The sequence below is a fragment of the Sphingobacterium daejeonense genome (genome assembly GCF_901472535.1).
GTDB classification, from domain to species: domain Bacteria; phylum Bacteroidota; class Bacteroidia; order Sphingobacteriales; family Sphingobacteriaceae; genus Sphingobacterium; species Sphingobacterium daejeonense.
In genome coordinates this window covers 1329659-1350696 of the sequence record NZ_LR590470.1, presented here as the reverse complement: position 1 = coordinate 1350696, position 21038 = coordinate 1329659, and the positions used below count along the sequence as shown (strand labels likewise).

Annotated in this window: 20 protein-coding genes and 1 pseudogene; 14 read left to right on the top strand and 7 right to left on the bottom strand. The window is 34.2% G+C overall.

Going from position 1 to position 21038, the window contains the following annotated elements:
- The first annotated feature begins 458 nt into the window (after positions 1–458).
- Positions 459–2192 (top strand): hypothetical protein, encoded by a 1734-nt coding sequence (locus FGL31_RS06465; protein ID WP_138090125.1) that lies wholly within the window; start codon positions 459–461, stop codon positions 2190–2192.
- A 37-nt stretch (positions 2193–2229) separates the two neighbouring features.
- On the opposite strand, the gene FGL31_RS30495 is transcribed toward FGL31_RS06465, so the two are convergent.
- From FGL31_RS30495 to FGL31_RS06455, 4 genes and pseudogenes are all read right to left on the bottom strand, one after another.
- Positions 2230–2694 (bottom strand): hypothetical protein, encoded by a 465-nt coding sequence (locus tag FGL31_RS30495; protein ID WP_512745620.1) that lies wholly within the window; start codon positions 2692–2694, stop codon positions 2230–2232.
- Positions 2695–2697: 3 nt separating this feature from the next.
- Positions 2698–3512 (bottom strand): annotated as a pseudogene (locus FGL31_RS30490) (glycoside hydrolase family 172 protein); the annotation flags it as partial.
- A 35-nt stretch (positions 3513–3547) separates the two neighbouring features.
- On the bottom strand, positions 3548–4180 hold the full coding sequence (locus FGL31_RS23170) for a hypothetical protein (protein ID WP_197734111.1): 633 nt from the start codon (positions 4178–4180) through the stop codon (positions 3548–3550).
- A gap of 123 nt (positions 4181–4303) precedes the next feature.
- Entirely contained in the window at positions 4304–5260 is a 957-nt protein-coding gene (locus tag FGL31_RS06455; protein ID WP_138090123.1) for an AraC family transcriptional regulator, read from the bottom strand.
- 318 nt (positions 5261–5578) lie between these two features.
- On the opposite strand from FGL31_RS06455, the gene FGL31_RS06450 reads away from it, so the two are divergent.
- The 12 genes from FGL31_RS06450 to FGL31_RS06400 all read left to right on the top strand — a co-directional run bounded on the left by FGL31_RS06450 (position 5579) and on the right by FGL31_RS06400 (position 15278).
- Positions 5579–7189 (top strand): TonB-dependent receptor, encoded by a 1611-nt coding sequence (locus tag FGL31_RS06450; RefSeq protein ID WP_232046317.1) that lies wholly within the window; start codon positions 5579–5581, stop codon positions 7187–7189.
- Complete coding sequence (locus tag FGL31_RS24700) at positions 7147–7911, top strand: TonB-dependent receptor domain-containing protein (protein WP_232046316.1); 765 nt, start codon at positions 7147–7149, stop codon at positions 7909–7911. Before FGL31_RS06450 ends, FGL31_RS24700 begins: the two co-directional genes overlap by 43 nt.
- Positions 7912–7935: 24 nt before the next feature.
- Positions 7936–8694 carry an HmuY family protein gene (locus FGL31_RS06445; protein WP_232046315.1) on the top strand — a complete coding sequence of 253 codons (759 nt, stop codon included), beginning with the start codon at positions 7936–7938 and terminating at the stop codon, positions 8692–8694.
- Positions 8695–8809: 115 nt separating this feature from the next.
- Complete coding sequence (locus tag FGL31_RS06440) at positions 8810–9604, top strand: HmuY family protein (RefSeq protein WP_138090121.1); 795 nt, start codon at positions 8810–8812, stop codon at positions 9602–9604.
- Positions 9605–9696: 92 nt separating this feature from the next.
- Positions 9697–10401: a hypothetical protein gene (locus tag FGL31_RS06435; protein ID WP_138090120.1), complete on the top strand. Its 705-nt coding sequence runs from the start codon at positions 9697–9699 to the stop codon at positions 10399–10401.
- Positions 10402–10610: 209 nt separating this feature from the next.
- A complete protein-coding gene (locus FGL31_RS06430) occupies positions 10611–11024 on the top strand; it encodes an SGBP N-terminal domain-containing protein (RefSeq protein WP_512745619.1) in 414 nt (137 codons plus the stop codon).
- 263 nt (positions 11025–11287) lie between these two features.
- Positions 11288–11836, top strand: coding sequence for an SGBP N-terminal domain-containing protein (locus FGL31_RS06425; RefSeq protein WP_138090118.1), 549 nt, complete (start codon positions 11288–11290; stop codon positions 11834–11836).
- Positions 11814–12263: a hypothetical protein gene (locus FGL31_RS06420; protein WP_171017565.1), complete on the top strand. Its 450-nt coding sequence runs from the start codon at positions 11814–11816 to the stop codon at positions 12261–12263. The genes FGL31_RS06425 and FGL31_RS06420 overlap by 23 nt, the downstream gene beginning before the upstream one ends.
- A gap of 149 nt (positions 12264–12412) precedes the next feature.
- The gene (locus FGL31_RS06415) at positions 12413–12976 is read left to right on the top strand and encodes a biliverdin-producing heme oxygenase (protein ID WP_138090116.1); all 564 of its coding nucleotides are present in this window, start codon (positions 12413–12415) and stop codon (positions 12974–12976) included.
- Between the two features lie 43 nt (positions 12977–13019).
- Complete coding sequence (locus FGL31_RS06410; RefSeq protein WP_138090115.1) at positions 13020–13718, top strand: DKNYY domain-containing protein; 699 nt, start codon at positions 13020–13022, stop codon at positions 13716–13718.
- A gap of 56 nt (positions 13719–13774) precedes the next feature.
- Positions 13775–13978: a YwbE family protein gene (locus FGL31_RS06405; RefSeq protein WP_099370429.1), complete on the top strand. Its 204-nt coding sequence runs from the start codon at positions 13775–13777 to the stop codon at positions 13976–13978.
- A 220-nt stretch (positions 13979–14198) separates the two neighbouring features.
- On the top strand, positions 14199–15278 hold the full coding sequence (locus tag FGL31_RS06400; protein ID WP_232046314.1) for a lipid II:glycine glycyltransferase FemX: 1080 nt from the start codon (positions 14199–14201) through the stop codon (positions 15276–15278).
- Positions 15279–15515: 237 nt separating this feature from the next.
- Here FGL31_RS06400 and FGL31_RS06395 read toward each other — a convergent pair whose 3' ends face one another.
- Positions 15516–16151: a DUF6266 family protein gene (locus FGL31_RS06395; RefSeq protein WP_138090114.1), complete on the bottom strand. Its 636-nt coding sequence runs from the start codon at positions 16149–16151 to the stop codon at positions 15516–15518.
- A 219-nt stretch (positions 16152–16370) separates the two neighbouring features.
- Between FGL31_RS06395 and FGL31_RS06390 the strand changes: the two genes are divergently transcribed.
- A complete protein-coding gene (locus FGL31_RS06390; RefSeq protein WP_138090113.1) occupies positions 16371–18425 on the top strand; it encodes a M48 family metalloprotease in 2055 nt (684 codons plus the stop codon).
- Positions 18426–18501: 76 nt separating this feature from the next.
- Here the strand turns inward: FGL31_RS06390 and FGL31_RS06385 are convergent, their stop codons facing one another.
- Positions 18502–19200, bottom strand: a complete 699-nt coding sequence (locus tag FGL31_RS06385) for a hypothetical protein (protein ID WP_138090112.1) — start codon at positions 19198–19200, stop codon at positions 18502–18504.
- Positions 19201–19342: 142 nt separating this feature from the next.
- Positions 19343–21031 (bottom strand): RagB/SusD family nutrient uptake outer membrane protein, encoded by a 1689-nt coding sequence (locus FGL31_RS06380; RefSeq protein ID WP_138090111.1) that lies wholly within the window; start codon positions 21029–21031, stop codon positions 19343–19345.
- Positions 21032–21038: the final 7 nt, after the last annotated feature.

The window sequence follows — 21038 nt, the reverse complement described above, 5'->3', positions numbered from 1 at the left end:
AATGGTTTTGAAAGTTTCTTATTGTTACAAATAATGTTTTGGTCTATTTTTTTTATCCGATATCAACAATAAAAAAAAGCGGTTACCATCCTCAAAAACACAATAAAGTTAAATTTTGTTGAAAAATCTAGCTCAACAATAAAATTAAATTATTCTATAAATACGATATTTTTATTAATTTTATTGATATTATTTATAACAACGGATAATATTATACCTTCTAACATATTTATGAGCCAATGCCAGATGGACAAAAACAAGAAAAAGAAAAAGCCCTATGTACCTCCCGAAATTAAAGTTAAAGAAATTAATATGGAGGAATCCAGTTCACTAAATTCCCATGTAATCCAAGGAGGCGGCAAAAATAATGAACCAAAAAATTGAGGACTATGATGAAGATCCAGATGGTAAATAAAAATTTGATCTCTAATTCCATGCCTCAATCACAGATTTAAACAATGCTAAATAAAGAAAAGCAAAGTTTATTGACAACCAAATTATTGATTACCTTACTAATTTTTTCCTGCAACAAATCGAATTTAAATAATACAGGAATTGGAACTTTAGGAGACAAGCAACTGCATTTTCAAATTATTGGTGTACAAGAGATAAACCCAACAGCTTTAAAATCTTCAACAAATTCTAATCACAAAAAATCAGTTACATCTGTAAAGGAATCGCAGGGTGAGATTATAGAGTTGGGTGGAATTGATGCAATGTTATCTATATCCGAATTAAACCCAAATATTCAAACGAAGGATAGCCAAGATGATATTGTAAAAAATAAGGCGACCAATAAGAACAGAAGTACCATGGCAAGTACTGGAAATAACTTATCTAAAGGGGTAAATTATAAAATTGTTATTTACAAAGCCAATCACAAGGATGAAGCTACTGAATATGTCAATCAAGCTGACGGAATAATTGGATCAACAGGTGTTTCCATCCCGGCTTATCGCAATACAAAATATAGGTGGTTTGCATACACCTATAATAATACAAGTCGGCTATCAGCGTTCTCACCTTCAAAACCCAATCTTCAAATTCTTCCTTCTGGGGACCATCCAACTACCCGACAAGATTTTGCTTACGCCACGGGCATCATTACCACAGGGAATCAAATTGACGGGAGCAGTAGTATAAATAATATTATCCTACAGCGAGTTTCTTCTCGCATAGTATTGGAAATAAACTCTCGGGGAATGTTTGGGGCTGTAAGCCATGCAAGTCCCAGTTTTAAAAGCAATTCTGGATTATTCAAGGCGCAATTTAATCTGATTGAGGGCAACTTACATTCGTTTTCTCCAGATATTGGGCAATATAACGTTTCCAATCCTCACGAAATGGGGTATTCTGTGCCTGTTGGCGTGGATTCGGTAACGGAGGTAGATTGGAAAAGAAGATATACTTTTTACACTCCTGCTATTGGCGAACCAAAACCATTACACGCAAGTATAGACCGTCTTTGGATAAAAAGCAATAGACTACAGGAAGATGGAGGAACTGCCGATATAAACCGGCTGTTCTCAGACAGGACTTTTTCATTCGCAAATTTTAAGGCTGAAGCTGGCAAAAGTTATTTTATATCCATTAAGCTTGTGGAGTCAGCCATTCAAATCGGTAATACTAGATGGGCACGAGGTAATGTATATCGGAATTTAGGCGGGAATCTGACTCCCGACAATCAGTGGGAATATAGGTTCAGGTACGATAATCCAGTCTTCAATCATGCTGCAGCTGTCCCGCATTACACCGATTTCTTCACTAATGACATCTATGATATCAACGGCAGGAATGTATGCCAAAGGGTTTATCCTGAAGGAGTTTGGGATTTACCTATGCGAAATGATTTTCAGGAATTAGCGAGACATAACAACAAGCAATTGAATATGGAGAACAGGAAATGGCATGCTATTATTATTCCAAATTATATGGCGGCAGGTGATCCTGGATATCCACATGGAAACCTAGTATTTGTACCAAATGGGTATAAAACTAGGGAGAATTCAGCTATTATGGATTTTCATCCAGGGAATATATTATTTTTTAGAATGACCAAAGGTTATTGGAGGACAGCAGAAACAAGATTATTTGCTTTGTTTGACAATTCAGTCCTTTTTTCAAGGGTAGAAATCTCTACACGAAGATTTTCTGCAAGTAGATATGCAAATGTACGATGTGTCAGGAGATAATATCAATAAAAAGGGGCGAATTAACGCCCCTATTTTGTTATAAATCCCCTATTTTTTCTAAGAATATCCTATCTAGTTCAAATTCATTTCCTTTATCTCCATTCTTTCGGATATGGAATGAAATTGAGTTTGTTTGTTTTGAAATCTTAATGTTGCCCATTAATACTTTCTCGTTCAGTTTTTCTTGAGCGGCTTGCGTAGATTTCCAGTCTATGATCATTTTTTGTCTTTGCCATATTGCAAAATCCGCCCCATTTTCTTTTTCAAAATATGATATTGACAGTTTATATTCTCCTTCGGGTACATCAGTAAGCATAACACGAACAGAATTTTGGCCATCTGACCGCATCCTGAGCCCCCTATCATGTTTTACTTCTGCTCCTCCTCCCAATGTTATCTCCATCAATTGAGGGAAATACTCATGAACAGTAGGCAGGTAAACTTCCCGTAGCTCATCCGTAGGATCTAATCTATTATCAAGAGGTTGATCTGCATAATACATGGCAATAGAAGTATAATCTACAGGAAACTCATTCCCTTCAGGACCATGTTCTATTACATGATCAATTTCCTTCTCAAACGGCATTTTATCCGTCATAAAAAATCTATATCCCCCAGTTCTACCCATGGGCAGGCTATAATCCAGCGATCCATGAATAGGAAGGCTAATTCCCCTATCCCATCGGTCTAATAAGGCATACCACCCGCCGTTATAATAATCTTCAGAACCCGTGCCATGCAACCTTTGTTTTCCGTCGATATTCGTCACATCATCACCTTCAAAAAATAAAGTCATCCCAGGGCGAAGTGCTTGAGCCAAATGGATTGTACCTACATAATGCCCCTTACCATTAGTCTTTAAGAATTCATAGTATTTACCTGTTTCAGGCTTTTCTCTACGCCATACCGCATAGAATTTTCCTTCATTCTTTTTATCTCTAGGCTGGTCATTATAATATACTTTTGCTTTAACTGAAATTGGGGATTGCAACGCATTGTTTCTCTTTTTATAGATGAGTTTCAATTCTGCAGATTGATCATATGGCAGAGGTAAATAGCTATAATTAAGGTTCCCTTTGCTCCCCATCAGCAGGCTTCGCATAGCCTTTTGTCCAAAAGCATACCCAAAAAAATCAGCAACTGGAGCATAGATGGATTCGTTTTTTCTTGATCCCATTTCCCTGAGATGAGGACATCTTTTTGAAGGCCTTCAAATGATGAACCTCCATCCAATTCTATCCCTACAATTCTACCAGCTTTATCGGAACTGAATAAATCAACTTCCTCTCCAGGGTTGATCACAAAATTCTTCTCTTCCATTTGGGTGGAACCAGATTTTCCTTTTTCAAAAAGCTTCAAATCGGGTGATACTTCAGTATATATCTTAGCAACTTCTTCAATCTTTGCTTTTCTTCGGCTGAGAAATTCCCTGTGAATGAAGTTACATTTTGCTTTGGCAATTCCCTATTCTGAATTTGTAGGAACAGCACTTTTTCTCCTTCAAATACAATTTTTAGAGACTTTTTGTATGGAATAGGCAGATAAGTATAATAACCGCCAATTTCATTGCCTGATATTCCTTTCACAAAAGGAAATACTTTCCCGGAGAACAGATCTGAAAAACGAATCCTCAACCTAGCATTTTTCTCTCCATCAAAATAGAATGCTACGGTATCATCGGTTGGAGTTGGGGTCCAAATTCTATTCACAACACCTGGTCCTTTAAAATCAGCAATCACCAGGTTATCTCCTTCTTTTCTGATAAAGGAATATGTACCTCCAAAACCGTCATCATTTTTGCCTGTGCGGTCATAGCTAGATACCTGTTCAATATATTCACCAGTACGATATACAGGCAAAAGGTCCGCTCTGGTTAAGTTATCGAGTTCTTCGGAAAAACTATAAACACTTTTTTGAGCATTGACAATATTTGAAAACAAGGTAATAAATAAAATGGCCAAAAAAGGCTTGAATATTGATTTGTTCATACTCGAGGCTTTAGATTTATATTCAGTGTTTTAGACGTTTTAAACGTTTAAGCTAATCCAAGATAAGAAAAAATACTGTGAAATGATGATTCAAATTCAGAAAACAATGATCAGTTGAAAGTATTACACTTTTAAGTCCCTTGGAGGGTATCCAAAGAATTTCCTGAAGGCATAACTGAAGTTATTTTGATGTCCATAACCCGTAAGACTCGCCACCTCATAGACTGTCAATTGGTCTACCAAGAGATAAATTCTAGCTTTCTGCATTCGGATTTGTGTTAAAAAATCATGAATGGTGATGCCGTAATACTTTTTAAAATCCTTTCTTAATTTACTTTCACTCATAAGGACTTCTTCAGCTAATTCTTTCTGGGTTGGTGGATGCATGATATTACCTTCAAGGACCCTTTTTGCCTTTTCCAATTTATTGATATCAATTTGTGATGCTACTTCTAGGCCATAAGAATTTGCAACTTCTATATTTTGATAATTCTCATGAAAGATATTGATCAAAAGTTCGTCCAGATGATTTCGATCAATGGTATCCGAAGAAATCATATTGGATAACTCTCTGGATATATTTTGAAAGGCTGAGTCAGCAAAATATTGAGATGTGGATTTACTGTTTTCTAAAGATTGTCTTTTTAGAAAATCTAATCTTAGTTTTTCATCTCGTTCAATTAAATTTTTGAAAAAGCTCTTGGACAAAGATATAAAGAGGAAATCGCACTCTTTATTCCTGTTTAAATAATGAAGGGATGAGAATTTTCGATTATTTGCCTGGCCATCGAGGCAAGATTCATAAGCAAAAGCCATGGATTCATTGAGGGGTTGAAAAATTAAGATACTGATGGCTTGACCGATTATTTCAGTATGAAAATGAACAGCCTTGTCTACGGATATCCTCGAAGACCATATAAAAAGACCATGTCCATTGACCCATGTTTGTTGACTTTTCAATGGACCTGTCGATAATTTCGTTTGGTTTCTTTGATAAGATTTGTAAGGAAGAAATTGGTCCTGAACTTCCTCAAGAAATAACCACTTATCAAATTCTACTAATTTGCATTTAACTAACATTTCAGCTAATAATTTGGTATGGAATATTAAAAGAACAATTAAATCATCGTTCAAATATATATTTATTTATAATTATTCTAAATAATTAACCAAAAAGATATTTCATTTATTTATAGAATGAATTAGTTAAATATTCCTTTCCTATTATAAGTTTATCATTATCAATTATTTCATATCAATATTCATATAGTAATTACCGAATTTCATAGAATAAAAATGAGCCTTAATTCCTTCATTTGTAACGTTATTTAGAATGATTAAAAATAAGGAAGCGGAATTGTGATAAATTTTTACAGAATATATATAGTATTTATTTTATTGACATTAAGTACATCATCGAGTGCTCAAAAAGGTTGGAAAATAGACGGTTTAGTTGTTGACAGTAACCAAAGACCTGTTGCAAATGTTAATCTACATATTTCTCCAAATTCAAGGTCGGTATCTACTGATAACAAAGGTTACTTTGTTTTTGAGAATCTTAAATCTGGCGAATATAAAATTGCTGTATCACTTCAAGGATTTGAGAGACTGACGGACAGCGTTGAAATCAAACGTAACAACCTCAAGAAAACTTATATTCTCACACCTAGTCTATCAGCGATTGATGAAGTAAAGGTTGAAGGAAAGATACCCTCAGTAGACAATTTAATAGATGTGAGTCGGGCTGCCATGCCAGTAAAAATGGTCAGTAAGCGGGAAATCGAATTGATGGGCAGCAGGCGTTTGGATGAGGTGCTGAAAGAACAAACAGGAGTTGCCATCATAAATGATATGGCTAGTGGATCAAGAGCTGTGGGTGTGCAAATACAAGGGTTTAACAGCAACTATGTCATCGTATTGGTAGATGGTCAACCTATGTTAGGGAGAAATAGTGGAAACTTTGATCTTTCGAGAATATCGGTTACCAATATAGAAAGAATTGAAATCATCAAAGGAGCATCTTCCAGTTTATATGGTTCAGATGCTTTGGGTGGTGCTATAAATATTATTACACGACAAAGGTCTTCCACCCCTCAATTACAAGCTAGTTTATTATATGGGACCCTAAATACAGTGGATGCAACGTTGGAGGTCGAAAGTCCCTATCATAATAAAAGAGGCTCAATTGTACTTTCTGGAAACTATTATCGAACTGATGGATTCAATACCGACAAGGAATTTCTATCGAGTAAAAGTACCACCTTTCCACCATATGATAATTATAGTTTCCAAGGCCGGACACGGTATAAAATTAATAGCAAAGGTACCTTTGGTGCTACTGGTAGATTAGCTTATCGGACTTCGACCATGCAAACTTCATGGGCTGAAGAAAATACATTGAAGGACAAACAGGAGGACTATGATTTAAATCTTTCAGCCAATTATGACCATCAAATCAATGCTAAACTTCGGAGCATGACTCGATATTATTTTTCAAGATTCCACAATCAGATGAAGGTCGAATGGATGAGTCAAGGTGTTATGGCAGGGCAAGAGGAATTTGGCCAACGTGTGCACCGCATTGAAGAACAAATGTCTTACCGAGTCAATCAAGGTTTAGACTTTATAGGAGGATTAGGTGCCAGTTTTGAAATTATGGATAATCAGGACTTGGATGCATCGAGGTCTTTGAACTCCATTTTCGGATACTTGCAAGGTCAATGGAAACCTATAGAACCATTAAAAACTACACTGGGTTTAAGATATGACAATAGCAACTTATATCAAGGCCAACTGAGTCCAAGTTTCGGGATGGAATATAATCTAGCTCCTGGCTTGATTGCCAAAGCCGGTGTTGGTGCCGGCTTTAAAGCTCCAGACTATAAAATGCTTTATCAAGTATTCTACAATCCTGCAGCCGACTATTTAATTATCGGGCAAATCGGGTGCATGAAATATTGGATCAGATGGAAGAAAACAGAGAAATCAGTTCCCGAAATCTATATATGATCAATCTCGTGGCTGATAATTTGAAAGCTGAGACTAGTATTTCGAGTAATGCTGGTCTTCATTGGGATCCCAATCCAAATATACACGTTGAACTTACTGCTTTTTACCATAGAATCAATAATCAAATCAACACCATCAGTGTAGCCAATGGGACGGAAATATCGCAGATATACAGTTATAGAAATTTGCCAAAAGCCATGAACCGAGGTTTTGAAACCTCTTTTAGTTATAGCATTAAAAGGAACCTCCATGTATCTCTAGGATATCAATTTTTGGAAGCTAAGGATTTAAGTGTTTTAGATAGTATAGCTGCTGGAAAGTTTCCTTATAACCAAATCAACAATCCCTATACTTCAGAATTTCGGCAATCTAGGAAGTCAGATTATTGGGGAATTGAGGACAGATCCAGGCACATGTTCAATATCAAAGGAAGCTATGAATATGAGCCTTGGCAATTGAATTTGAATGTCAGAGCCAGTATACGTGGTAAATATCCCTTCCAAGAAATTAATGGTAATCAATTTATCGATCAATATGATGCTTTTGTTCCTGCTCATACCCTACTCAATTTTGCAGTGGAAAAGCCATTCTTCAACAAGCAATTGACCTTCAGATTTATGGTTGATAATGCTATGGGTTTTACTCACCGATATATGCTTGGGCAACCGGGCAGAATGTATTTGGCAGGATTAAGTTATAGATGGATAAAGAAAGAAAAATAGAATTCAATAATAAACATGAGCAATATGATGAAGAATCAAAAAACCATAACAAAAGATAACCAATCAAATGTCCGAAGATACCTCCTATATTCTGCACTCGTCGGATTTCTCATGATCATATATTCCTGTGGAAAAGAAAAAGACGATCCGCTTCCGAGTTTGGATGATGGTGTCAGTGTGGTAATCAGAGATTTGCCAGGAGATACTGAGGCATCGATGGCTGAAGGAGTTGAAGGGAAAGTCAAAAGACCATTTCATACTTTTTTGTTCAATTTTAAAGATAAAAGACAGATCTGGATAAAGAATAAAGCAGATTCTCTCAGATGGCTAAAGACATTGGCTTGGGATATCGCATTTACAGGACCGTACAATTCTGAGTTGTTCGTTAATAATGCCAAAGATAAATTCAATCCAGGATATGAAGGGCCAGCTACAAATACAGGAGTAGTATTAGTCCGCCAAGCTTACCATCTTGTAAATGAAGCCCCCTCAGATGAGGAATTTGAAAAAAGCACTGTTTCAAAAATAGGATGGGCTTCCAATGAATATTCAGATGGATGGTTTCTATATAGCCTCAAAACACATTTAGCTATACCACTACCCAATAGAACCTATGTAATCAAACTTCAGGACGGGAAATTTGCAAAGCTGCAGATTGTAAATTCTTACAAGGGAAACCCACAAGCAGTAACCAATATGAAATGGCCTGCTCCTTATTACACTTTTCGTTACTACGTTCAAGAAGATGGAAGTAGAAATTTGAATACGAGCGGCCGTCGGTAACCATGTGCGATAAATTTTATCAGATATCATAAATGAATTGCCGGATTTCATAGATACGATAGAAAGAGAGCTTAGTAATTTTACTATTATTTAGAATCATTACAAATAAAACATTATGAATTTAAGAGTGTATAGGTTTAAGATTTTCCGTGGATTTAAAGCATTTATTATTGTTTCCTTTGTTTTGGGATTATACTCCTGTGGAAAAAGTGACGATATAATTGATGATAAAAAACCACCGGAAGAGATAAAAGAAGAAAGTGATCTTTTTTATAAACTGACCAGAGTAAATAACCTCCCCGGATCACAGGCTAATAATTTTCAAACTGCAGCACCCAATATCTATTATAGTTTAGAATCCAATAAAGCATTGGGGCAAGAGCATTTGCAAACTAGAAATTGGGATATCGCATTTGGAGGTTTAGTAAACTCATTTATCTCTGGAAACAATGGCAAAGATCCCCAGAACCACGGTTATGGCAATACTGCCGAAGGCGGAATTTTGCTAGTCGAAAAGGAATTCGATCAAGTAGTTGATATTCCGGATGATAAGGAATTTCAAACTAGAAAGGACCGTTATGGGACGGACAATTATGGAATGTTTGGAGAAGGTATTGGTTGGTATTTATACGATTTTAATGGAGACCTATTAAGAGATGGGTCGCATCAATTTCAGCATGTTGTTTATCCAATGAATCAGCCTTGGAAGCTAAATAATGGGAGAACTTCACCACCGAGAACGGCTGTTATCCGTACGGCAAAAGGTAATTATGCAAAATTGAGAATCTTATCACTCTACAAGGACAGGCTGGACTCGACCGGATGGAGAAGGGATGCCCCAAAAGTATATATCACATTTGATTATGTATTGGTCCCGAAAAACAGCAAAAAATTTGAGATTAAAAAATAACATAGCGAGCTTCTTTTCAAAAATGAATGCTCTAAATAATTGGAATAGAATAACCCAAATTAATTAATGCCTAAAGGCAAAAACTAAAAACCATGAAATATACATTCAGATCCTTACCATTGCTATTGTCTGCGTTGATAATGGTAATTAATTCATCATGCCAAAAAGATAGTGACTTTGATTTTGAAAATTCTAACTTAAAAATGGAAGTCCTAAGTGGTGAGTCCACTAATGCCACTACTAATTTCACTGCCCCAAATACCAAAGGCTATTTAACCATTAATTCGGATGGAAGCTATGGTGCCAGAGATTTCAGCCAGGGATCAGTACCTGATGAAGTTGATGAAAGCCAATGGAAAAACCCTGCCGATACTTATTATTTCAAGCTTTCATCGAATGACGGTGGAACAGAGAATGATTATGACTTCAAATTCAGTGGTACAGCTAATGCGAATTTCACCGTGAATACTGCTAAATATGATTTGTATTATGTAAATCAGGAAATAAATGATGTTATATTTCCAGATCAATTTGATAGAGTACACATTCCAAACGGAACAGCAGGATATAATAGTTTATCCGGAAGTGGAAATAGAACAAATCCGGGTTGGTATATCTATAACATCAGAACCCATATTATGAGTTCATTTAATTCTAGAACATATATTCTTGTAAACAAATCAACTGGAGATAGTTATAAGATAAAATTGCGTTCAGTATACAAGGGAGAAACTCCAAATGCAGATCGTGCTGCTAATAACTTCCCTTTTATGAGTTTCGATTATAAGAAATTCTAAAATCTCATTCTAATTTTTGAAAAGCCCGCTATTTTCCAGTGTAATGTCATTACACTGGCTTGTTAATTAAAATTAATGACAGCAACACAATTTCTATTTTTTTAACCATTTAAAAATGAGAATCAATTTATTTATTATGAGTCTTTTAGTCTTTTCCTCTTGTAACAAAGACTAACACCCTTCCTTATGAGGAAGAATCTAAAGCAAAGATCAAATCCTTCCAAGTAACTAATTCCGCGGATCAAATTCCAGTTTCTATAAATCATCAAAACGGGATAATAACAGCAACTGTTCCACCGGGAATATATTTGACAGCGATCGAACCAAAAATTGAATTAGAGGATGGAAATGAATTAAAATCAGGTAGCGACACTTTAATTACAAATCTTCAAGATTATTTTATTAATGGTAGAAAAATAGAATATCCCATAACACATAAAAATGGTGAGAAAAAAACTTACCTACTTGAGATTAAAACTCATCAACCTCCTTTGAATTTTAGAGAAGTAAGCTTAGATCCTAATTCTCCGATAGTTTTTGACCAATCAAAATCACATATCACTAAAATGCTTTATGTAAGAATTCATCTGGAAATTATCCTTATTCAACTAACTATGATTTAGATCAAAACATTAGCTAAAGCGAGTTTAGTTGATGATAAAGGGAAAGAATATAAGTTTACTGTAGCAATGTCTAGCATCTCAACTATTATAACACCCTCTCAAATCATCCCTAAACTTAAATCAAATTGAAGGTAGATTTGATGACAAAGGTTACCACCAAATACCTTCTGCAGGTCTTTATTGGGTTAAAATTCGATACTACGATAGAGAAGAAAATTAAAAAATCCAATTAAAATAACCTATTAATAAAATTGAAGATGAACATGATATCCAAAACATCATTATTCCTTGTATGTCTACTTTTGTTTTCATGCAAAACGGAAACTATAATTGCGCCAGCACCTTACGCTGATATAATCTCTTATAAAATTCCTTATGATAACGGTAAAGACAGTATAAATGCTATAATTGAAAATAATAATATCATTATTAATTGGCCGGGAATGAGTGAATGGCCAATACCGCAAAAATTAAAACCAAAGATTGTTGTATCAAAGAATGCTAAAATCTCACCAGCTTCTGAACAGGAAATAGAATTGAAAACAGGATTAAAATACGAAGTAAAAGCGGAGGACGGAACAACCAAAAGTTTCGAGATTAAATTAAATAATACTGCTAAATTACCTTTTTTCCCTGAAGGAGAAATCAGAAAATATCGAAGAGGACAAACTGCTTTTATTGCTGTATTAAATTTGGCTTCAGATGGAAGTGATAAACTTACTTTATTAAATGAAGCAAAAAAAGAGTTTTTACCCTATCCCCTCTTTAAAGAATCCACTCTCGGGTTTTATGTTTATTGTAGACCAACCTAACGGTCAGGTAATTCCTCCAGGAGAGTACACAGCAAAAATTACGAACAAATTTAACCAAGAAATACATAGTCCCAAACCCGTGGTTAATATTACTGAATTAACTGCTACACCTTACCCTAATTTAGAATTATCAGAACCATTAAAGTTAAAATCAGGTGATGAATTCACAGTTCCCTTAAAATATGCTAATAAGGATGTTAGGATTAGCGGTGCTCTACTAACTTACGTTAATAATGAGGGTAACCGTTCGTATATTATGTTACAAATATTAGGAGTTGATTATGATGGGGCTAAATTAAAGCTAGGAATTCCAAAAAGTTATAACAGTGAACTTACATCCACACTTGACCAAACTATAAGATTGATAACCTCAAATGGAGAAGGGTCAAATCCCATGTTAAAACATCCGATTCAAATTATAAAGTAATCAATTGTAATTCGAATATCACAAATCATTTAATACAGGATGTAGGTAAATGTTTTTAGCAATCTTAGGGAATAAAACCAAATTTAAAATTTGGGGCAATTAATTCCTAAGAATTCAGTTTTAATAATAAACGATTTAACAAAAAGAATATGTTAAGTACACTAATAAAAGAACAGACAAAATCGGCCCATCAACAGGTTGAATCAAATATTGTAAGGCACATTAAAAAAATCGAGAATGAAGCAGATTATGCTGAATTATTAAAAGGTTTTTATGCTTATTTCAAGGCTGTAGAAGATGAAACCGGAAAATTTATCACTACTGAAGTTTTACCGGACAAAGATAATCGCAGAAATTCGAGCTATATCGAAAGAGATATAAAATCTTTAGGACATGAACTTTCCAATCTTCCGCAAGCCATAGCTCCTACTGTACATTCAGAACTTGAAGCTTTAAGTTCTTTATATGTTTTAGAAGGTTCTATTATGGGTGGTCCATATATCGTTCAGATGTTAAGGAAAATTGGTATTGCACGTGGTTTTTCATTCTTTGAGGGCTATGGAGACCAAAGTGAAGCTATGTGGACTGGATTCACTGAAGTATTAAACAGATTTGGGGATGACAGCAATCAACATGACAGAGCTATAGAATTAGCAAATCAAACTTTCTATAACTTTGGCAATGTTTTCCAAAAAGAAAATAGCTTACAATAATTAGGTATATTTAGGATATCTAATATGCGAACATTACAAGCTTATGGAATTCCTAAAAGATTATAATAAAGATAAACTTGAAAAGTTATTCGACAACTTCTATCAATACGAAGGAAAAGTAATTCAAGTTAGAAATTACAATAATCAGATAATCGAAGTCCCTGATGGAGATCCTGGTACTTTTAAAAAAGTATCAGGATTTTTTATGGATAAAAATCATGTTTACCGTGAGAATTTAACGAAGGACTCCCCTGCGCCAACCATCAAAAATAAATACGGAAATTCCATTAATAATCCTGAAGCAAAATGGGAAATAAGTATAATAGAAGGAATTGACCCCAACACTTTCAAGTATATCAAAGAAAAATACGACACTGTTTATTGGAAGGACAAAAATGGCATCTATGTCAAAAAAGATGGAACCCTTAAGAAATTAGAGCATGCGGATTTAGATAGCTTTGAATATATCGGCTTCCTCTATGGGAAGGATAAAAATCATATTTATTATGAAAATGAAATTATTCCTATTGATGTTCATAATTATTCTTTAGATACCTGGGGATTTATAAAAGATTATCATAGAATCTTTCATTATGATTTTGAAATAGGACTTGATCCAGAAACATTTGAGGTAGAACATTATAACCTGATCAAACAGCCAATAATACTTCAAGATAGGACCGGGAAATATGCTTATACCAGGTCAACTCAATCTGATGCAGGAATTGTAAAGGTGGAATAAAATTCAAGATTTCTTATTGGAATGCCTTAAATTCGCTATTCAACAAAATAAACATCATGAGCGATCCAAATTCAAGAGCAAATATAAAACCTGGTATTGTCGTAAATATCATTCTAAAGAAGGACCAGCGATCTGGGAACTTAACTGAAGGAATCGTCAAGGATATTTTAACTTCGGCGCCTTACCATAGTAGAGGTATTAAAGTGAGGCTTACAGATGGACAGATTGGACGAGTAGCAGAAATCCTAGAAGAAGACTAACAGGATTCTAACAAACAACGTGACATTTAAATTCGTTTACCCATTTTATATTGGCTATGTTTGCCATTTTTTTGGCACAAATCAAAGCGATTTTCAAAAATCGATTGGTTCTAAAAATGGAGAACAAACATGATTGCGAATTTAGAAGACAAAAAGATAACGGAAATATTTAAGACTTCCATTATTCAACAGACTGCCTATTGGTCTGAGGTGGAAGAAAATGCAAGGCGTTCAAAGTGTAGCCTACAACTTTAAGGTAAAGTCTTCAGATCTTTTTAACCATCCTTCTGATGAAACTTATATCGTTGGTGATTTATTGATTATCATCCAATATCTGGATGCTGACCATTGTATCGCCTATGTTCCTTATGGTCCAGAAATTGAACCTGACCCAGAAAACCAAGGCTATTTTCTAGAGCAACTTTCGGAAAGTTTACGTGGTTTCCTCCCCCCTTCTTGCATAATGATCCGTTTTGACCTTTCCTGGGAATCCTTATGGGCAAAAGAAGAAGATTGCTATGACATCCACGGCAACTGGATCGGTGTGCCTGAAAAAAGAATCCAAGAACTAAGATTAAACTTTAATACCGAAAATTGGAACTTAAGAAAAGCTAATACGGATATTCTTCCTTCTAATACCATTTTCATGGACCTTAACCAAAATGAAGATCAACTTTTGGGAAACATGAAATCTAAAACAAGATATAATATCAATCTTTCCAAAAGAAAGGGCGTGGAGATTAAATCATTAGGCATTGATAAGTTAGATGTTTGGTATGAATTATATCGACAAACAGCTCAACGGAATAACTTTTTCCTTCACGATATTAATTATTTTAGAGTTGTTCTAAGTGCCAGAGCCAATGATACTTTGTCTCCTGCAGAGGTTTATCTTTTGGTAGCTGAGGTTGATGGACAGCCATTGGCTGCTATGTTCTTGGTAATAGCTGCAAATAGAGGAACTTACTTATATGGAGCTTCTGCTACCGAAAACAGAAATTTTATGGCTACATATGCCCTGCAATGGAAAGCAATGCAATTAGCGAAAGAAAAAGGCTGTACAGAATATGACTTTTTTGGAATATCCCCACAAGCAGATGAATCTCATCCGATGTATGGACTATATAGATTCAAATCAGGATTCGGGGGCCAGGTTTATCATAGAATGGGATGTTGGGACTACCCTTTGAACAAAGAAAAATACAATTATTACGCATCTATGGAGTTTCAAAATCAAAGCTATCATTTAAAACTAACACAATATAATAAGGGGCTTCCTTGCAGAAAGCCCCTTTTTTAATTAACTAAATTTAAGTCTCCTCCTCTGGGATCCATTTTTATTGTCCTTGTCGAACCATTGCTTCAAGATATCAAGTAAGAAACTTAAATACCTAATAACCAACAGGATTTTCCCTGGTATCTTTGTAGGTGATGATCTTATTAATTTTATAATCTCCGATAATAATTCAATTAAATTTTTCATTTTTTGATTCTTTTTAAACATTCATAAATTTGGATATTGACTCGAACAAAGGTTTTAAGAGATAACTTTTTCGAGAATAAACTGACTATCAGAAAATTTTGTCATTTCTGCATTGCTACAAAAAACCCAAATAGCTATCCTACCATTTCCTAATTTATCTTCGGTAATCATTATTCCCTTTGCAGATCGTTTAACATTGGGAACTAGAAGAAACTGATTTTTTTCTTCTAAATAAACTATCATATGTACATTTACATCTGGCTCAGGTAATAGAGAAAATTCAGAATCAACCCAATTGACTAATATTTTGCCATCATCATTTTTATGTGTCAAATCCATCAATTTAGAGATCATTCCTTTACTTAATTCAACTTTAGAGTAGTCAAAAGTTAAGGATGGAAGTTTTCCAACAATTGCTTTCCTGAGGAGTTGACTGGTCACATAGTTACTTGAAGTCATAAATTCTAGACCTTTGTCATTGAAACTTTTCTTTAAGAATTCCCTTAGCGGTTTGAGAAATCCAGCAACCATAGCAAACTTTGCCCTTTGATTTAATGCCTTTTCTGAAGCTGTTCTTTTGATTTTTCTTGGAAGAGATTTTACATAATTGATTCCCCTCCAGCTACTTCCTACTACTTCGCCTACTTTTCCGTAGTAAGCACCTAAAATTCCTTTTGAGATAATTGCCATTTTTTTTTACATTTTAAAATTTAACCATTCGATTGCATGCAATACTGTTTTTTTGATATCGAGAGCTAAACTAAAAGGTGACGTTATGAAATTCGAATCATGGAATTAATTGGAAGAAATTGATACAATTTGATTCATTTTAAGCCTGTTAAAAAAAATAAATCAATGCAAAATCATAGGTGGGAATTTTTATATTAGATTCAAATTATTAACTAAGGCATGAAAATTCAAGAATCAGAAGGATTTCAAAAACAGGTCAAAAAAACCTTAATATCGATATTCATTTTTATTGTCGTCTATCTGTTTTTGTTAGCCATTACAATAGGAATCAATATCTTTTTTGGATACATCGGAATTTGGTCCATAATCAATTATCCTAATATCCTTACTATAGGGCTGGGCTTAGGGCTGATTGCTGCCGGGTTGACAACTTTGTTTTTTCTGATAAAATTTATTTTCGGTTCAAATAAGACAGATACAAGTGATCTGATTGAAATAACGGAAGCAGAACAACCAGAACTTTTCGCCATGATCGATGAACTCGTGTCGGAAATAAAAACTGATTTTCCACAAAAGGTATTTCTTTCTCATAATGTCAATGCATCAGTTTTCTATAATTCCAGTTTTTGGAGTATGTTTTTACCAGTCCGTAAAAATCTGCAAATCGGTATAGGTCTAATAAACTCATTGACAAAACAAGAACTCAAAGCAATATTAGCACATGAATTTGGACATTTTTCTCAGCGCAGCATGAAGGTTGGAAGCTATGTTTATAACGTTAATAACATTATTTACAACATGCTATACAACAACGAATCTATCAATAGCATACAGAATAAAATGGCAAATCTTAGCGGTTATATAGCTTTAACACTTTATATCTCAACATTTTCAATCCGAGGGATTCAGACTATTCTTCAAAAACTCTATGACTATATCAACATCAATTACATGGCACTTTCTAGAGAAATGGAATTTCATGCTGATGCAGTATCTGTGAATGTTTCTGGATCAAAAGCACTAGCTGATGGGTTGTTAAGAATTAGTTTTGTAAACTACTCTTTTGATACAGCGACATATTTCTATGAAAGAAAAATGAGTGAAAACTTTTTGCCACAAGATATTTATCAAGATCAAAAATCTGTTAGTCTATTCCTGGCAAAGAAAAACAAATATGAGATAGTTAATGGATTTCCACAAATAACGATTGACGCAGGTGCAAAATACAATAAATCAAAATTAAATATTGAAGATCAATGGGCATCCCACCCATCAACAGAAGATCGTGTGAATGCAATCAACAAACTAAATGTACTGGTAGATCATGAAAATGACGGACCTGCAATTGAAATTCTCAGGAATAGAGAAGTATTGCTCGAAAAAGTGCAGAAATTATTGTTTTCGGAATTGAAACACGAAGGATTGATTAATCATTTAAATAATTCCGAATTCCAATCTCAGTATGAACTAGATTATTACAAAAATGAATTTGATGAAATTTTCAATGAATTTTATACTTATAATAATCCTCTTGTTCATGATTTTTCTGAGGTAAATTACGACTCAGAAATCACACCAATCCATGAGTTATTTTCTGATAAAAATGTTGAATTGAGCTTTGAAGTTAATTCTTTATTAAATGACAAACTCACTTTAGAAAATATTTCCAATAAGACCTATAAGCTCAAAACTTTTGATTACGATGGAATAAAATACAAGGCTAAAGAAGCAGGAAATATTTTGAACCAAGTTGAAGCCATTTACAATGAGAAATTATCGGAATTGAACGCAATTAATAAAAGGGTTTTTGAATCTTTTTATCAGATGGCAATGGTTTCAAATAAAGAGTATGATCTTCGAAATGTCTATCATAAATTTAAAGAATTGGATGATGTTTTTGATGAAAAATACCAATTCTATTTTGAGATAAGCAATAAATATGCTTTCATCTACCAACAACAAGAAATGTCAAGTATTGTGACTCAATTGTCTAACAACAAGCCATTAGAAAAAAAATTGAAGGAGGAGATTACGGAATTCCTGAAAAGTGATGAAATCAAAGCCGAACTAAGCCCAGAAATCCTTAAATACTTGACCCATTTTGCAGAAAATGAGCTTTTATATTTTTATGGTTCTAGTTATGATGACAGTAATTTAGGATATTTGTTTACGGCGATGCAACAGTATCAAAACCTATTGTCGCGTTCTTATTTCATTCAAAAGAAAAAGCTTTTGGATCTTCAGAAATACATTTATGACCATTATAAAAAATAAAGCGGGAAAAAATCCCGCTTACATTACCAACACTTTAACCTAAATATTAATTTAATCCATCTATGAAAAATTAACACTAATCAATAATCTGGTTTAAAGAAACTGTTGATTTACTCTTATATGTCGAAGCTCTTTTTGCACTAGCTTTATTATCATCTACATCAGCAATTTTCTCGGTAATGAAATCAGAATCAAAAGCAATCCTAGCCTGACCATTTTTGATTACCAAGCCTGTAGCATGTGAATCATCAATCATGATAATTCCAGTCTGTAGATTCTTAATATTTTCGCCATCCAATGTTCCGGAAATAAGAATTGCCGAAATAGCATAAGCTGTTCCAATATTGGATTTTGCTTTGCCATAGATCGTAAAATTATTCCCTGAGCCCGAAATAGCAGTCGCAATACTTGTATCTCGATCATTCAGGAAATGCTCCCCCAACATTTTAATACTAAAGTCATTATTATTCTGACCATATAAAGTTAAAACAGCATCAGAAAATCTGTAGGCCGGAGGGTCGGTTGAAATATTACTTGTATCCAAAACATGTGGCTTAACAGAGAATGTTCCCTTAACGGTTGGTGGATTCACTCCTTGATTTACTTTAAAATTCAACTTATTCAAGGTATCCAAGTATTGTTTTGGGATAATATCTTCAATTCTCTCCGTTAAAATCTTTTCATCCTCAATCTCATTGCCATCTTTATCACAAGCAGCAAAAAATCCCAGCAATACAAAACAGCCAATTAATAGTCTTAATTTATTCTTCATCATCGTTTGATTTTATCTATTCGAAATTATCAACTATTATGATTGGAATTATTACCTGTTAAAAAGGGTTTTAACTACCTAAATTCGGGTACATAAAAAAGAGGGATTCAATGATCCCTCTTCCTTTTTAATCCTTAATTTGGATTTATTCATATCCTGGATTTTGTTTTAAATTATTATTTCCTGCGATTGCTTCATTAGGAACCGGAAACCTATTCAAATGTGCCGCATTGCTAGGATTATGATCCCACCATCTTTCAGATGTAAATGCTTTCCAACGAACTAAATCTGTTCTTCTACGTCCTTCACCTAAAAATTCTATGCTCCATTCATCTAATAACCTATACTTATTTAGATTAGCAGTTGTTACAGGGTTTGGATCTTTTTCATCAGCAAAATTGCGTTTTCTAACCTGATTAATCAGGTTTGCAGCTTCGCTTAAATTTCCAGTTCTGAAATTACTTTCAGCGAGTATATAATAAACTTCTGCCAACCGAATTATTGGTAGATCCCCTCCCCAACGCATACTATTGTCATTTAAATTTGGAATAGGAGATTTTACTAATCTAACCCCAGTATTTTCTTCACCTTCGGACATTTTTGAAGGTAATTGACTTACGTTAGCATATTTTTTCCCAGCACCAACTTCTGAGAATCTTCCTACCTGATCAACAAAATCCAAAGGTTTATCTTTATATTCTTCACCACCAACAATTGGTTTACCATCAGGCGTCAAATGTGGACCAATAATAAACATACCTTCATAATTTCCGCTACCTAGATATTTGTAAGGTTTTTTTCTAAAGTCTCCGGCAGAGAATTTTTCATATGGAGAACCTAATTTAAAATCCGAATCGTATTTAGTACCATCTGGTTTACGAGAAGGTGTTAAGTGCGCTCCATTGTTCGCTCCCATATCTTGATCAAAATACTGCCGCGTATTATAATGATAAAAATCAGCATAAAACCAGTTATATTCTAATTTTTTGAACTCAGATGGCATAGACCAAATAATCTCTGGCGATTTATTATTTGTAAATGAATGTGGTCCATTCCATTTAGAATCAAGTGAATAAGTTCCATATTTATTATTAATGATATCCTGAGCTAGAACTTTAGCTTCATTGTACATTGGTTTATTAATATAGGATTCAGCATTAAAATATAATTGGGCCAACATTGCGGCAACAGCCCCTTTGGTAATTGCTCCTTCCTCAGGATCGCCGGCAGCTTTAGCTGGTATATTTTCAAGAGCTGCTTTCAATAATTTTTCAATATGATTGAATAACTCAACATCTGTATTTCTAGGTAATGACTCTTGATCTAGAGATTCAAAAACAGGCATTCCACCGAAATAATCTAAACCTCTTAAATAAAAGAATCCTATTAAAGCATCAAGCTGAGCCAAATGTGAAGCTTTAAGTTCATCAGTTAAAGCAAATTGGGTATAATCTAGTTTTTCTAAATCACTTTTAGTGTCCAGTGCTAAAGCTACTCCCATTAGTGTACCTCTCCAGCTACCCCAGATCCAACCATCATCTGCAGTCCAACGATGGTAATGAAATCTTTCGTTTTCACCACCATTATACCAATGTCTTCCTTTTGTTGTAATTGCAAAATTATCTGCTGTATATTCTTGTAATCTCCATCTATCTTCTCCCAGATACCATTTTGCATGAGTAAATGGTCTGAATAATGCTGCCTTAATATCTTTTTCACTTTTAAAGAAAGTTTCTGGAGTTACAGAACTATAAAATTCTTGATCTAATTTTGTACAGCTGTTCATGGTCAATAAACCAAAACCAGCACATATGAATATAATATATTTTTTCATGGTATGA